We start from the raw sequence: 14,341 nt of genomic DNA, 5'->3' as shown, positions 1-14,341 counted from the left end.
GGGTCACTCCTCGCGGCTGTCTGAGAGGTGCTCCCAGATCTCCGTGCACCCGGCACCGTCGGCGAGGTCGTCGAGATGCCCGTACTCTTCGGCGTCGGGTTCGTCGGCCGCCGCCTCCTCCTCGTCGGTGTCGGGGTCCATCGTCAGCGTCATCGCTGCTCCGTGGGCCCCTCGTCTACTGTCGACGTTCGTTGCGATGCTGTCCTGCGATTCGTTCCGCCTCTCGGGGCATCGTACAGTTCCGGGGCGACGTCGGCAGAGGCGTGTTGCCGCCGCTCGTCTTCCCCGTCGGTGATCGAAGCGAGGTCGCACGTCCGAACGGAATCGGTCATCGAACTCCCCTATGGCGGCTCCCCGCATAAGGGCGCCTTCCGGAGTAAATCGAACCACTACTCCCGGATAGCGGAAGTCAGTTCCGGCTTCTATGACGGCCATCGCGGGGGACGATCGACAGACGGCGTCGAGATCGAAGCGGGACGCTCCGTCGTGGACAGCGTCGCCGTTTGTGACCGCCGTCAGAGACGGGGTCGTCGAGCGCGTATCACTCGGTATGACGACCCGACTTCGGATCCTCGACGACGGTGCATGGCTCTCTGTCGACGACACGCGGCGGGTGAGCGTGAGCGAACTCTGGCGGCTCGACGCCCCGGGGTTCTGCGAGTGCGACCTCGCGGATATGGTCGTCGAGAACTTCCTGGAGACGGGCGTCGACGGGCGGACCGTGCAGGTGCGCGTCTACGGGCAGTGCATCGTCTGCGGGACGAAATCGACCACCGGGTGGATCCCCGTGGGCCGGCTCGTCGACGGCGAGTTCGCCGATCTCGACCGCGAGGGGGTCCTCCGCGTGACCGACGACAAAGAAGCGGCAACAAATTCTGATTAACGGGAGCAGCGGGAAGGGTTGACGGCACGCGTTCCCCTTTGAAGGTGGGGGTATTGTGTCCGGTAACGATGCCATCGGACGTCGAGAACTGGAAGTCGGAGGTCTACGGGAACGAGATACGCGAGCACCTCTTCAGGTTCGCCGAGGAGGGGTACGAGACCATCCCCGACGACGAGCGGGACGCGTGGTTCGAGCGCTTCAAGTGGTGGGGGCTGTACCACCAGCGGAACGGCCAGGAGGGCTACTTCATGATGCGGATCGGGACGCCGAACGGCGTACTCGAACCGGGGCAACTGCGCGTCGTCGGCGAGATCGCCGACGAGTATGCGCGCGGCCCGGGCACGAACCCGATCTTCGGCGACGCCTACGCCGACTACACCACCCGGCAGGCGATCCAGCTACACTGGATCGAACTCTCGGACGTCCCGGCGGTCTTCGAGAAACTCGAATCCAACGGGCTGTCGACCCAGCAGGCGTGTGGCGACTCTTGGCGGAACATCGTCGGCAATCCCGTCGCCGGCAAGGACGGACAGGAAGTCATAGACGCCTGGCCGGTCATCCGCGACCTCAACGAGACGTTCAAGGGCGACGAGGACCACTCGAACCTCCCGCGGAAGTGGAAGGTCTCCGTCACGGGGTCGGCGGACGGCTCCGGCCAGGGCGACATCAACGACCTCGCCTTCGAACCGGCGTACAAGGAAATCGACGGGGAAGACGTCGTCGGCTTCAACGTCCGCGTCGGCGGCGGCCTCGCCCGCAACGAACCGCGCTTCGCCCGCGACATCGACGTGTGGGTTTCCCCCGAGCGCGTCTCGGACGTCGCCGGCGGCCTCTCGGCGCTCTTCCGCGACAACGGTGACCGCGAGGACCGTTACAACGCCCGGATCAAGTTCCTCGTCGACGAGTGGGGGGCCGAGGAGGTCCGCGAGACGCTCCAGGCGGAGTACGTCGACTTCGAGCTCCGCACCGCCGGCCGCGACGTCCGCGAGGAGTACACCTACAACACCGGCGAGGGCGAGCGCAACGACCTCGTCGGCGTCCACGAACAGAAGGACGGAAACAACTTCGTCGGGCTGAACGTCCTCGTCGGTCGGATGGGCGCCGAGGACGTTCTCGAACTCGCCGACCTCGCCGAGGAGTACGGCTCCGGCGAGGTCCGGCTCTCCCAGCGGCAGAACGTCATCGTCACCGACGTGCCCGACTCGGAACTCGACGACTTCCTCGCGGAGGACTTACTCGAACACTACTCGCCGGACCCCTCGCCGTTTATGCGCGGATCGATCGCGTGTACCGGCACCGAGTTCTGTTCGCTCTCGATCGTCGAGACCAAAAATCGACAAGTGCGCTTCGCGCGCTGGCTGAAGGAGCACGTCGACCTCCCCGAGGACGTCGAGGAGTTCCACATCCACCTCTCCGGCTGTACCGCGTCGTGCGCGCAGCCGCAGATCGCCGACGTGAGCCTCCGCGGGATGAAGACCCGCAAGGACGGCGAGGCGGTCGAGGCGCTCGACGTCGGCCTCGGCGGCGGCCTCGGCGAGGAGCCGCAGTTCGCCCGCTGGGTGACCCAGCGCGTCCCTGTCGACGAGGTGCCGGGCGCGATCGCGAACCTCATCGAGAGCTTCGCCGCAGAGCGCGAGGCGGGCGAGTCCTTCCGCGCGTTCGTCGACCGCCACGACGACGAGGAACTCGACGCCTTCGTCGAGCCCGAGGAGACGAGCTACGAGGATCCGATGATGCACAACACGAAGATGACGTGGTACCCCTACGCCGAGAACGACTCGATGGACGCGCAGCCGCCGGCCCCGGCCGACGACTGAGCGCCGCTGCGCTCTCCCGGCGGTACAGACTTCCCGCTCGCTCTCCTGATCTCACGTATGCCCAACCGACTGCTCAAGGTCAACGCCTACACGACGCTCGACCTCGTCGACGCCGCCGCCCGCGGCCACGACTTCCAGGACGAGGCGGTCGCCGTCCTGAACGTCACATCGCCCCGCGAGAACCCCGACCACGTGAAACTTCAGCTCGAACTCGATAACAGCGGACTGGAGTCGGTGCCCGCCCACGCCGACGAGGTGACGCTCTCGGCCGCGGAGGCCCGGACCGTCGCGGACGCGCTGAACTCCCACGCCGCCAAGGTCGAGGCGGCCGAGGCGGACGGCGAGGACGCCGAGTAAGCAGAGTTCCGGACCGCGGCCGGCGCATCGGTTTCTGGCATCGGCCAACCACCGACTGCGGCTTCGGCCGAGCACCGGCTCTCGGCTCAGAGTCCCCAGATCGCGGTGATCCCGACGGTCGCGACGACGGCCAGAAGCAACTGCAGCGGCCCGCCGACGCGGAGGAAGTCGGCGAACTCGTAGCCGCCCGGGCCGTACACCATCAGGTTCGTCTGGTAGCCGACCGGCGTCGCGAACGACGTCGCGGAGGCGAACATCGCCGCCAGGAGGAACGCGAATTCGTTCGCGCCGAGGCGGGCGGCCCCGTCGACGGCGACGGGGATCGCGAGGACGATCGTCGCGACCGGCGTGATGACGCTCGCGAGCGCCCCGACGGCGACGTAGAGGACGAACAGGACCGCGACGAGCGGGAGGACTCCGCCGAGGGCGACCAGCAGGTCCGCCAGGAGCGCCGCCCCGCCGGTCGCGTTCAGCGCGAGGCCGAGCGGGATGACGCCGGCGAGCAGGAAGACGACGTTCCAGGAGACGGCGTCGTAGGCGTCGGCGGTGGTGAGACAGCCGGTGACGACCATCGCAACGACGCCGCCGAGCGCGGCGATCACGATGGGGAGCAGGTCCAGCGCCGCGACGGCGACGACGGCGAGCAGGATCCCGACCGCCAGCGGCGTCTTCGGCGAGACCGGCGGCAGCCCCGTCTCGGCGTCGTCGGCCGCGTCGGGTTCGCGGGTCGCCGTCCCGTCGCCCGCGGCGGTCCGAACGCCCGCGGTCGCCGCCGACGCGTCCTCGGCGTCCCGGTCCTTCAACGCGCGTTCGTCGGCGATGATGAGTTCGCCGCTGTCGCGGAAGTAGCGCGCCGACGCCGGCGTCGTCCGGACGAGAAGCAGGTCGCCGGGCTGGAGCGTTCGCTCGCGGAGGTCCGTGCGGATCAGGTCGCTCCCCCGCCGGATCGCAAGGACGGTCGTGCGGTGGTACTCGTCCATCCCGGTCTCGGCGACGGTCTCGCCAACGTAGCTGGAGCGCTCCGGGACGAGCGCTCGTGCCAGCCTGCCCTCGGTCGCCGCGGTCTCGAAGGTGTCGGCGGTGACCGGCTCGCGGACCAAGTGGCTCACGGCGGCGTCCTCGCGGAACCGGTTGACGGCCTGCAGCGAGCCGTGGACGACGAGCACGTCGCCCGATTCGATCGGGACGTCCGCGTGCGGGCCGGCGAGCGCCTCCCCCTCGCGTCGCAACTGGAGGATCCGGATGTCCTCGTGTTCGGCGTCGAAGGCGTCGAGCGGCGCGCCCACCGCGGGTGACTCCGACCGGACGCGGACGAACGCGAGGTGGTCCGAGAGGTCGAACTCCGAGACCCGGTCCGCGTCGACGGGGATCCGCGCCGGAATCAGCCACCGACCGACCGTCAGGAGGTACGCGCTCCCGACGAGGAGCAGCACGACCCCGAGACCGGTGAACTCGAACATCCCGATCCCGTCGCGGCCGTCGATGAGCAGGCGGGCGAAGTCGCTGGCGAGGATGTTCGTCGCGGTGCCGATGAGCGTGAGCGTCCCGCCGAGAATCGCGGCGTAGGAGAGCGGTAGCAGGAGTTTCGAGGGACTGGTGTTCGTTCGCTCGGCCAGATCCGTGATCATCGGGATGAAGATCGCGACGACCGGCGTGTTGTTGATCACGCCCGCGATCGGCCCGGTCGTTCCGACCGTCGCAACCAGCGCGCGGAACTCGTCCCCGCCGGTGAAATCTGCGAGCAACACGCCGAGCCGTCTGATGATCCCCGTCTCCTGGATTCCGGCGCTCAGCATATACATCGCGATGATCGTGACCGTCGCGGGGTTGGCGAACCCGGAGATGGCGGCCCGGGGACCGACGCCGGTCCACGGCTCCAGGACGACGAGCGCGGCGATGATCGCGATCGCGGTGACGTCGTTCGGGACGACCTCCGTGACGAAGGCGATCAGCGCGAGGCCGACCAGCGCGAAGACGACGGCCACGCCGGGGACCTCGACGAGCGGCATACTCTTTCGATGTCTCCCGGCGTGGGGATATACGTTTCGCGGGGCGGCGATTCCGAAATCTGCTCGGCGAATACTTTCGAAATCGAACTCCCGTCCCCCCGTCGACGCCGCGTTCGAAGTGGCAATCGTGGTAAGGACGGACGTCGTACGTTCGAACGGTGATCGCGATGACTGATACCGACACCACGCGCTGGCTCGTCGGCGGCCTCGTCGTCCTCGGCGTGCTCCTGTTCGCCGGTCCGCTCCTGTTCGGGGCGGGCGGAATGATGGGTGGTGCGACCGGCGGGATGTGGGGGCCGATGCACGACGGCCGGATGGGCGCGGGCGGCGGCGCGGGAACCGGTTGGTGGTTCCTGGCCGCGCTGTGGCGACTGCTCTTCGTGGCCGCCCTCGTCGGCGGCGGCTATCTGTTGTACCGGGCCGCGAGCGACGGGGAGGGGCGCGACCCCGCGATCGAGGAGGTTCGCAGCGCCTACGCGCGAGGAGACCTCTCCGAGGAGGAGTACGAGCGGCGACGCGAGCGGCTCGAAGAGTGACGCCGCTCCGGACTTCGTAATATTCGGCTCACGGGTTCCGAACCCTTCGAAACGAAAGCGACGGAGCCAACTTACTTCTCGTTCGAGCAGCAAGTACTCCTATGTCCACCCTCGACGAGACCGACGTTCGGATCCTCGAACTCCTGGTCGAGAACGGCCGACGATCCTACAGCGACATCGCCGAGATCGTCGACCTCTCGCCGCCGGCGGTCTCCGATCGGATCGACCGCCTGCAGGAGTCCGGCGTCATCCGACGGTTCACGGTCGACATCGACCGCTCACAGCTCCGGGCGGGCGTCCCCGTGCTCGTGACGCTCGAACTGCCCGCCGACGCCGTCGACGAGATCCGAGACGACGTCGTCGCCGCCGATCCCGTCGAGCACGTCTTCGTCACCGCCGAGGGGGACGTCGTGTTCCACGCGCGGGTCCGCGCCGACGCCGTCCGCGAGCAACTCGGCCGCCTGGTCGACTTCTCCCGGGTCGACGACTACGACGTGACCGTCGTCGGCGACGTCGAGTGGTCGCCGGCGGTCGGCGGCGCGGAGTTCGCGCTGTCGTGCGCGGAGTGCGGCAACACCGTCACCAGCGAGGGGCGCAGCGAGCGCATCGGCGGGGAGCGGTACCACTTCTGTTGTCCGTCCTGTCTCGCCACGTTCCGCGAGCGCTACGAGCAGTTCGAGGCCGAGGCGACCTAAGTCGACGCGCCGCTACGACTTTCGATTCGAAGGTCCGATGTCCAATAGAATACGGATTCGAAAGGGACAACCGAGGTAAGAGAGGGACCCGTACTAGTATTCACCTATGAGTACGCGAACTATCCACCTCGACGTCAGGGGGATGTCCTGTGCCAACTGCTCGGGGACGGTACAGGACACGGTCGAATCCCTCGCGGGGGTCGAATCGGCGTCGGTCAACTTCGCGACCGACGAAGCCAGCGTGACCTACGATCCCGACCGGACGTCGCTGTCGGAGATTTACGACGCCATCGAGGCGTCCGGCTACGACCCCGTCTCGGAGACGGTCTCGATAGCGATCACCGATATGTCCTGCGCGAACTGCGCGGAGGCGAACCGGGAGTCGCTGGAGTCGAATCCGGGCGTGATCCGCGCGGACGTGAACTTCGCAACCGACGAGGCGCAGGTCGAGTACGTCCCCGGCGAGGTCTCGATCGAGGCGCTGTACGACGCGGTCGAGTCGGCGGGCTACACGCCGGTCCGCGAGACGGACGACGGCGACGCGGGCGACGGCGAGCGCGACGCGTCCGTATCGGGCGGCGGGCGAGAGGACGCCCGCGATGCGGCCCGAAAAGCCGAAATCCAGCGCCAGAAGCGGCTGACGCTGTTCGGCGCGGCGCTCTCGACGCCGCTTCTGGCGATGCTCGCGCTGCACCTGTTCGCGCCCGAGACGGTCCCGGAGACGATCCCCGGGACCGGCGTCCCGTTCGGGTGGGTCGCGTTCGCGCTCGCGACGCCGGTGCAGGTCGTCCTCGGCCGGGAGTTCTACGAGAACAGCTACACGGCGATCGTCCGGAACCGGACGGCGAATATGGACGTGCTGATCGCGCTCGGGTCCACCACGGCGTACGGCTACTCGGTGGTCGCGCTCCTGGGCGTCCTGCCGAACGCGGGGCTGTACTTCGACACCGCCGCGCTGATCCTGGTGTTCATCACGCTCGGTAACTACCTCGAGGCGCGCTCGAAGGGGCAGGCCTCCGAGGCACTTCGCTCGCTCCTGGAGATGGAGGCCGACACGGCCACGCTCGTCGACAGAGCGGCGTCGGAGACGCCGCACGCAGACGGCGAAGTTGCCGAGCAAAGCTCGGCAGCCCGCCAGACGGAGTCTGGCGAAGCCGTCGACGACGTCGAGGAGCGGGAGGTCCCGCTGGAGGAGGTCGAGGTGGGCGACCGGATGAAGGTCCGCCCCGGCGAGAAGATCCCCACCGACGGCGTCGTCGTCGACGGCGAGTCGGCGGTCGACGAGTCGATGGTGACCGGCGAGTCCGTCCCCGTCTCGAAGGAGGCGGGCGACGAGGTCGTCGGCTCGACGGTGAACCAGAACGGCGTGCTGATCGTCGAGGCGACGAAGGTCGGCGCCGACACCGCGATCCAGCAGATCGTCCAGACGGTCAAGGAGGCGCAGTCCCGCCAGCCCGAGATCCAGAACGTCGCCGACCGGATCTCGGCGTACTTCGTCCCCGCGGTGATCGTCAACGCCCTCGTCTGGGCGACGGTCTGGTCCCTGTTCCCGGCTCAGCTCGCCGGCTTCGTCGAGGCCCTGCCGCTGTGGGGCGTCGTGGTCGGCGGCCCCGCGGCGGCCGGCGGGGCCGTCTCGACGCTGGAGTTCGCCGTGCTCGTGTTCGCCTCCGCCGTCCTGATCGCCTGCCCGTGCGCGCTCGGGCTGGCGACCCCCGCGGCGACGATGGTCGGGACCTCGATCGGCGCGCAGAACGGCGTGCTGTTCAAGGGCGGCGACATCCTCGAACGCGTCCGCGACGTCGACACGGTCGTCTTCGACAAGACCGGCACGCTGACCGAGGGCGAGATGTCGCTGACGGACGTCGTCGCGCTCGGACCGGCGACGGACGGCGGGGCGCTGGATCCCTCCGCGGACGGCGACACGCCCGACCCCGCGCCAGACGGCGGCGCGCTCCGGGAAGTCGACGACGGCGAAACCGACGACGACGGCGAAGACGCGTCTGCCGACGCGGATGTCGAAGCGGACGCCGAGACGACCGTCCTGCGACTCGCGGCCGCGGTCGAGCAGAACAGCGAACACCCGCTCGCCCGGGCCGTCGTCGACGGCGCGGCGGCGCGCGGCATCGACGTTCCCGACGCTATGGACTTCGAGAACGTTCCCGGTCACGGCGTCCGCGCGACCGTCGGCGGCGACACGGTCCTCGTCGGCAACCGTCGGCTGCTCGAAGACGCCGGCATCGACCCCGCGCCAGCCGAGGAGACGATGCACCGGTTGGAGGAGGAGGGGAAGACCGCGATGCTCGTCGGCCGGATCCCCGGCGGTTCGGAGACCGAGGCGAGCGACGCGACCGGCGGGGCAGGCGATGGGACCGACGAGACGTCCGCCGCCGGCGAGGTGATCGGCGTCGTCGCCGACGCCGACACGATCAAGGAAACCTCCGCGGCGGCGGTCAGCGCGCTCCGCGAGCGCGGCATCGACGTCCGGATGATCACCGGCGACAACGAGCGAACCGCCCGCGCGGTCGCCGAACAGGTCGGCATCGACCCCGACAACGTCCGCGCTGAGGTCCTGCCGGACGGCAAGGCCGACGCGGTCGAAGCGATCCAGGAAGACGGCAGCAAGGCGATGATGGTCGGCGACGGCGTCAACGACGCCCCGGCGCTGGCGGCGGCGTTCGTCGGCACGGCCCTCGGTTCCGGCACCGACGTCGCCATCGAGGCCGCCGACGTGACGCTGATGCGCGACGATCCCACCGACGTGGTGAAGGCGATCCGCGTCTCGGACGGGACGCTCGCGAAGATCAAGCAGAACCTCTTCTGGGCGCTCGGCTACAACACCGCGATGATCCCGCTGGCGTCGCTCGGTCTGCTCCAGCCGATCCTCGCGGCGGGCGCGATGGCGCTGTCGTCGGTGTCGGTGCTGACGAACAGCCTGCTGTTCCGACGGTACACCCCGGACCACGACTACCGGATTCTGGGCTTTCTCCGCGGCGGACGCTGAACCGGTCCGATCGGCGACGCGTCACTGGCCTGTGGCGCGCTCCCGACCCGGCGACTTCGAGGCGGTCTGTCGAAACCTTCGCATAACCGAACGGATTTGACAGCGGCGTCCGAACCGGTCTTTGATGACAAAAGTCAACGTCTCCCTCCCTGCGGAGGCGGAAGCGAACGTCCAGGCCTTCATCGACGAGGTAGACGAGCGGCTCTCCTCCTCGGAGGACACCTGTCGCGTCGTCACGGAGACGCTCGCCGACCTCCACGGGGACCGCGAGGCGTACGACCGCTGGCAGGCCGGCGAGGACGTCTCGCCCGCCGCACGCGTTCGGCTGCAGGGCTACGATCCCTGTAACGCGACGCTGGAGTCGGAGTACTACGCCGAGAAGGACGAGGAGCGGTTCCCCGAATCGAAGTACCTCCAGTGGCTCTGGCGGCAGTTCGACGCGACGCCGATGGCCGACAACGTCGCGTTCGCGCTCCGGTTCCGGGGGATGCTCGCGAACCACCTCTTCGCGGAGTGCGGCGACGACTGCCGATTCTTCAAGGGGATTACGTTCACCTACGGGCACAACATCTCCGTCGGTGACAACGTCGTGATTCACGACGACGTCCACCTCGACGACCGCGGGAAACTCACGATCGGCGACCGCGCGTCGATCTCCGACAACGTCCACCTCTACAGCCACGACCACGACGTCGTCGACCAGACCGCCGTCGAGAACTACCACACGATCGTCGGCGACGACGCCCGCGTGACCTACGACGCGATGGTCCGCGCCGGCTGTCGGATCGGCGAGAACGCCGTCGTCGGCGCTCGATCAGTCGTCCAGGGCGACGTTCCCGACCACCACATCGCGGCGGGGATCCCCGCCAAGAGCCTGAAAGTCAAGCCCGGGTGGGAGTCCGTCGCCGACCCCCTCGAGGACCGACTCGAACACCGCCAGTCCGAGCGGCGGATCGATTACGACCTCCCCGACGACCTCGACGCCTTCGACGAGTTCCAGCGGGACCGCTCCCCGCCGGCTGAGTGATCGGACCCGCCGGCCGCTGCCCGTTTGCATTGTCGCGCCCGGCCTTGTTGAGTCCGGTCTTCCCGTCTCCGGGGGCGAATCCGACCGTCTCCGATTCCGCTGTCGATGTCGGTACGGACGCCTCGGCCGGCCTGTTCGCGAGGGCGGAACTTTTGTACTTCCACATCTATCGTTACGGAAGATGGATTCCGGAGATCGGACGAGGGGACCGGGCGACGACGGGCCGAGCGACGACGGGCCGAGGGGCGTCGAGGCCACGCAGCGCTCGATCAGGATACTCCGGAGCCTCAAGGAGGACGGACCGGCGACCCTGACGGCGATCGCCGACCGCCTCGGCTACTCGAAGAGCACCGTGCACCGACACCTCTCGACGCTGTCGGAGGCGGGCTACGTCGCCGAGGGCGACGACGGCTATCGGGTCGGGCTCCTGTTCCTGGATTACGGTGTTCACGCCCAGAACGAACACCGACTCTACCGGATCGCGAAGCCGAAAGTGGACGACCTCGCCGACGAACTCAACGAGAAGGTGTGGATTATGGCCGAGGAGAACGGCTACGGGATCTTCCTGTATCACAACGCCGGCAAGGAGACCGTCGAGACGTACACCCGAGACGGGTATCGAGCCCACCTTCACGCCTTCGCCGCCGGGAAGGCCGTCCTCGCGTTTATGGACGACGCGGCGATCGAACGCATCCTCGATCGGCGCGGGCTCCCGGCGGAGACGCCGGACACGATCACCGACCGGGACGCGCTGTACGAGGAGATCGACGCGATCCGCGAACGTGGCGTCGCATTCAACCGCCAGGAGTCCGTTCGCGGGGTCAACGCCGTCGCCGCGCCCATTATGGATCCGACGGGCGAACCGATCGGCTCGCTCACCGTCGCCGGGCCGGCGAACCGGCTCAAGGGGTCGTATCTGGAACAGGAACTCCCCGAGATGTTGCTCGGCGTGGCGAACGAGATCGAGGTCAACCTCACCTACGACTGACGGCGTTCGAGCGCAAGCGTCTCCCTGGCTGATCGTATCGCTCGTGGCCCTCTCGGTCTCCCTGCCGCCCGCGTCTGTTCCGCCTGTCCGAACAGATCACCGTTCGTTGAATCGACTATTATATAATAATAATTATATTATTCTCGGATATCGTCCGCCGTGCTACCACAGGGGGTCGGCCGCTCCACCTCGAGATATCCACCGAATAACGGTATTTGGATTCAATTATTAAAGAAAAGTAATACATCAATACCCGCCGCAGTAATGCGTTCTACGCTCTCGAATATCAGTAAATAAATAGTTTTATTGTACATCATTGTATTCTATACTTCGAGGATGCCACGCAATAGCACGGAACTCGACAGGCGGACGGCGCTGAAACTGACCGGGGGCATCGCGACGTCGGGGCTCGCCGGGCTCGCCGGCTGCGCCGGCGGCACGGGCGGGTCGGACGATTCCGGCGGCTCCACGGACGGATCGGGCGGGACGGACAACTCGGGGGGATCCGGAGACACGGCGACCGACTCGGGCGGTTCGGAGGAACTGACGTCGATCGTCCACGGCGCGACGAACGGCGGGACGACGGGGATCCTCACGTCGGTGATGGCCGACCAGGGATTCGACGAGGACCACGGGTTCACGCTGCAGGCCGAGGGCTTCGCGAGCCCGCCGAAGGTCCAGCAGCAACTCGTCTTCAACGAGGACATTCCGACGGGATATATGGGTTCGATCGTCGCGACCCGGATGCACTCCAAGGGCGAGAATCCGCAGCTCATCGGGCCGTATATGCTGTATCACGCGTACATCGTGACGCGCTCCGACACCGACATCGAAGGACCGGCCGACCTCGCCGGCAAGCAGATCAGTTTCGCCAGCGAGGCGGCCGACGCCTGGTTGAAGTTCGTCGTGATGCTCGACGAGGCCCACGGCGTCTCCCGCGACCAGTACGAGTTCGTGCAGGCAGCCCCGCCTGCGGCGCTGTCACTCCTCGACAAGGGCGAACTCGACGCGATCCTCACGTACGAACCGCTGATGACCAAGGCGCTGCTGCAGTACGACTTCGAGACGGTCTTCTCGCCGCGGGAGGCGTGGCGCGAGGCCGAGGACCTGCCGCTGACGACGGTCGACCTGGCGTGGACGAAAGACTGGTACGACGCGAACCCCGACGCCGGCGTCAGCCTGGCCGAGGCGTTCATCGACACCCAACAGTACCTGAACGAGAACATCGACGCCGTCGTCGAGGAGTACAGCGACTCTATCGGCCTGGAAAATCAAGAACAGATCGACCTCGCGACGGAACGGCTCGTCGATATCTACCCCAGCGAGTGGGACATCGAGGCGTTCCAGGAGTCCGAGCGGCTGATGGTCCAGAAGGCCCGTGACCTCGGGCTGATCGAGGCCGAACCGACCGACGACATCTTCAACGAGGTGCTGTGACGTGTCGCTCGGAGTCGCGGACTCGGTGCTCGGTCGGGGGACGCCGCTCGGACGGCTCTTTCACCGGTACCAGCGGTACGTCTACTACGCCGTCTCTATCGTGGGATTCCTGATCGCGTGGGAAGTCGTCGCCCGCTCGGTCGCGGCGAACCTGCTTCCGGGCATCGTCCCGGTCGCCACCGAGATGGTCGCCATCGCCGTCAGCGGCGCGTTCTTCACCCACCTCCTCGATACGCTCTCCCGCGTCGCGGTCGGATTCGCCTTGGCAATCGGGACGAGCATCCCGCTCGGAATCGCGATGGGTCGCGATCACCGCGCGGAGTACCTCTTCGACCTCCCGATCCTCATCGGCATCTCCGTGCCCGGGCTGGCGGTCGCCATCGTGGCGATCATCTGGTTCGGACTCTCGGATCTCGCGGCGTACTTCTCGGTGTTTTTCCTGGCGACGCCGATGATCGTCTTCAACTTCTGGCAGGGCACCAAATCGATCGACGAGGACCTCATCCGGATGGGCCGTTCCTTCGAGGTCTCCCGCATAAGTCTCATCCGCAACGTCGTCCTGCCCTCGCTGCTTCCCCACCTGCTCGCGGCGGCCCGGTTCGGGCTCGCGATGAGTTGGAAGATCATCGTCATCGTCGAGCTCCTCGGCCTCACCAGCGGTATCGGGTTTATGATCAACCGACAGTTTCAGCTGTACTCCGTCGTCGGCGTCTTCGCCTGGACGCTCGAGTTCACGTTCGTGATGATGGCCATCGAGTTCGGCATCATCAAACGGATCGAAAAGCGCGTGACCGCCTGGCGCGGAGACGGCCACTCCGGGGGTGCTAGAGCCGCATGACGCGGATCAAGATCGACGGCGTCGACAAGGCCTACCGGCAGATGAACGGCACGAACCTCCGGGTGCTCGACAACGTCGACTTCGAGACCGAAGAGAACGACTTCCTCTGTATCCTCGGCCCGTCGGGCTGCGGGAAGTCGACGCTCCTCAACATCATCGCCCAACTCGAAGAGCCCTCTTCGGGCTCCGTTTCGATCGGCTCGGAGGCGTCGCCGACGGACGTCTGTTTCGTCTTTCAGGAGCCCCGTCTGCTCGATTGGCGGACGGTCAGAGAGAACATCGAGTTCGCACTGGACGGCAAAGACGTGCCGAAAGACGAGTGGGACGAGCGGATCGAGACGTACCTCGAACTCGTCGGTCTCGGCGACTTCGCCGACGAGTATCCGCGATCGCTCTCGGGCGGAATGCAACAACGGGTCTCCATCGCCCGCGCGATGGCGGTCGAACCCGACGTGATCCTGATGGACGAGCCGTTCTCCAGCGTCGACGAGATCACGGCGCGGAACCTCCGAAGCGACCTCGTCGACATCTGGAAGGAGCAGAAGCGGACGATCGTCTTCGTCACGCACGACGCCATCGAGGCGACGTACCTCGCGAACCGCGTCCTCGTGATGTCGCACCGTCCCTCGAACGTACTCGTTCACGAGAAGATCGACATCGATCGGCCGCGAAGCATCGACGATCCCGAACTCGTCGAACTCGCCGAGGAGTTCGTGGGTCGGCTCGAAACCCGAGCGGGGGCGACGAGCTAAT

General features: G+C 67.2%; 13 protein-coding genes. 11 read left to right on the top strand and 2 right to left on the bottom strand.

Features of this window, described 5'->3' with window-relative positions; all coding sequences use genetic code 11:
- Nucleotides 1-3: 3 nt before the first annotated feature.
- Nucleotides 4-153 carry a hypothetical protein gene (locus NO360_RS14110; RefSeq protein WP_256308436.1) on the bottom strand — a complete coding sequence of 50 codons (150 nt, stop codon included), beginning with the start codon at nt 151-153 and terminating at the stop codon, nt 4-6.
- A 397-nt stretch (nt 154-550) separates the two neighbouring features.
- Between NO360_RS14110 and NO360_RS14105 the strand changes: the two genes are divergently transcribed.
- The 3 genes from NO360_RS14105 to NO360_RS14095 all read left to right on the top strand — a co-directional run bounded on the left by NO360_RS14105 (nt 551) and on the right by NO360_RS14095 (nt 3,057).
- The gene (locus tag NO360_RS14105) at nt 551-883 is read left to right on the top strand and encodes a DUF8134 family protein (RefSeq protein ID WP_256308435.1); all 333 of its coding nucleotides are present in this window, start codon (nt 551-553) and stop codon (nt 881-883) included.
- 68 nt (nt 884-951) lie between these two features.
- Complete coding sequence (locus NO360_RS14100) at nt 952-2,700, top strand: nitrite/sulfite reductase (protein WP_256308434.1); 1,749 nt, start codon at nt 952-954, stop codon at nt 2,698-2,700.
- Nucleotides 2,701-2,757: 57 nt separating this feature from the next.
- On the top strand, nt 2,758-3,057 hold the full coding sequence (locus NO360_RS14095) for a DUF6360 family protein (protein ID WP_256308433.1): 300 nt from the start codon (nt 2,758-2,760) through the stop codon (nt 3,055-3,057).
- Between the two features lie 86 nt (nt 3,058-3,143).
- Here NO360_RS14095 and NO360_RS14090 read toward each other — a convergent pair whose 3' ends face one another.
- On the bottom strand, nt 3,144-5,066 hold the full coding sequence (locus tag NO360_RS14090) for an SLC13 family permease (protein WP_256308432.1): 1,923 nt from the start codon (nt 5,064-5,066) through the stop codon (nt 3,144-3,146).
- 167 nt (nt 5,067-5,233) lie between these two features.
- Here NO360_RS14090 and NO360_RS14085 point away from each other — a divergent pair, with 167 nt between their 5' ends.
- From NO360_RS14085 to NO360_RS14050, 8 genes are all read left to right on the top strand, one after another.
- Nucleotides 5,234-5,602 (top strand): SHOCT domain-containing protein, encoded by a 369-nt coding sequence (locus tag NO360_RS14085; RefSeq protein ID WP_256308431.1) that lies wholly within the window; start codon nt 5,234-5,236, stop codon nt 5,600-5,602.
- A 101-nt stretch (nt 5,603-5,703) separates the two neighbouring features.
- Complete coding sequence (locus NO360_RS14080; RefSeq protein WP_256308430.1) at nt 5,704-6,297, top strand: winged helix-turn-helix transcriptional regulator; 594 nt, start codon at nt 5,704-5,706, stop codon at nt 6,295-6,297.
- A gap of 106 nt (nt 6,298-6,403) precedes the next feature.
- On the top strand, nt 6,404-9,298 hold the full coding sequence (locus NO360_RS14075) for a heavy metal translocating P-type ATPase (RefSeq protein WP_256308429.1): 2,895 nt from the start codon (nt 6,404-6,406) through the stop codon (nt 9,296-9,298).
- 124 nt (nt 9,299-9,422) lie between these two features.
- The gene (locus tag NO360_RS14070) at nt 9,423-10,325 is read left to right on the top strand and encodes an acyltransferase (protein WP_256308428.1); all 903 of its coding nucleotides are present in this window, start codon (nt 9,423-9,425) and stop codon (nt 10,323-10,325) included.
- A gap of 181 nt (nt 10,326-10,506) precedes the next feature.
- Nucleotides 10,507-11,313, top strand: a complete 807-nt coding sequence (locus NO360_RS14065; RefSeq protein ID WP_256308427.1) for an IclR family transcriptional regulator — start codon at nt 10,507-10,509, stop codon at nt 11,311-11,313.
- A gap of 336 nt (nt 11,314-11,649) precedes the next feature.
- Nucleotides 11,650-12,750 carry an ABC transporter substrate-binding protein gene (locus NO360_RS14060; protein ID WP_256308426.1) on the top strand — a complete coding sequence of 367 codons (1,101 nt, stop codon included), beginning with the start codon at nt 11,650-11,652 and terminating at the stop codon, nt 12,748-12,750.
- Between the two features lies 1 nt (nt 12,751).
- A complete protein-coding gene (locus NO360_RS14055) occupies nt 12,752-13,588 on the top strand; it encodes an ABC transporter permease (RefSeq protein WP_256308425.1) in 837 nt (278 codons plus the stop codon).
- Nucleotides 13,585-14,340 (top strand): ABC transporter ATP-binding protein, encoded by a 756-nt coding sequence (locus NO360_RS14050; protein ID WP_256308424.1) that lies wholly within the window; start codon nt 13,585-13,587, stop codon nt 14,338-14,340. Before NO360_RS14055 ends, NO360_RS14050 begins: the two co-directional genes overlap by 4 nt.
- The last annotated feature ends 1 nt before the right edge of the window (nt 14,341 follow it).

Source organism: Halobellus litoreus (assembly GCF_024464595.1).
GTDB classification, from domain to species: Archaea; Halobacteriota; Halobacteria; order Halobacteriales; family Haloferacaceae; genus Haloquadratum; species Haloquadratum litoreum.
The sequence above is the reverse complement of the archived record's forward strand: the minus strand, read 5'-3'. Positions and strand labels throughout refer to the sequence as shown.

What these genes read in the sequence shown, in the direction of transcription:
- NO360_RS14110 (WP_256308436.1), bottom strand. Translation starts at nt 153, where the DNA reads ATGACGCTGACGATGGACCCCGACACCGACGAGGAGGAGGCGGCGGCC.
- NO360_RS14105 (WP_256308435.1), top strand. Translation starts at nt 551, where the DNA reads ATGACGACCCGACTTCGGATCCTCGACGACGGTGCATGGCTCTCTGTC.
- NO360_RS14100 (WP_256308434.1), top strand. Translation starts at nt 952, where the DNA reads ATGCCATCGGACGTCGAGAACTGGAAGTCGGAGGTCTACGGGAACGAG.
- NO360_RS14095 (WP_256308433.1), top strand. Translation starts at nt 2,758, where the DNA reads ATGCCCAACCGACTGCTCAAGGTCAACGCCTACACGACGCTCGACCTC.
- NO360_RS14090 (WP_256308432.1), bottom strand. Translation starts at nt 5,066, where the DNA reads ATGCCGCTCGTCGAGGTCCCCGGCGTGGCCGTCGTCTTCGCGCTGGTC.
- NO360_RS14085 (WP_256308431.1), top strand. Translation starts at nt 5,234, where the DNA reads ATGACTGATACCGACACCACGCGCTGGCTCGTCGGCGGCCTCGTCGTC.
- NO360_RS14080 (WP_256308430.1), top strand. Translation starts at nt 5,704, where the DNA reads ATGTCCACCCTCGACGAGACCGACGTTCGGATCCTCGAACTCCTGGTC.
- NO360_RS14075 (WP_256308429.1), top strand. Translation starts at nt 6,404, where the DNA reads ATGAGTACGCGAACTATCCACCTCGACGTCAGGGGGATGTCCTGTGCC.
- NO360_RS14070 (WP_256308428.1), top strand. Translation starts at nt 9,423, where the DNA reads ATGACAAAAGTCAACGTCTCCCTCCCTGCGGAGGCGGAAGCGAACGTC.
- NO360_RS14065 (WP_256308427.1), top strand. Translation starts at nt 10,507, where the DNA reads ATGGATTCCGGAGATCGGACGAGGGGACCGGGCGACGACGGGCCGAGC.
- NO360_RS14060 (WP_256308426.1), top strand. Translation starts at nt 11,650, where the DNA reads ATGCCACGCAATAGCACGGAACTCGACAGGCGGACGGCGCTGAAACTG.
- NO360_RS14050 (WP_256308424.1), top strand. Translation starts at nt 13,585, where the DNA reads ATGACGCGGATCAAGATCGACGGCGTCGACAAGGCCTACCGGCAGATG.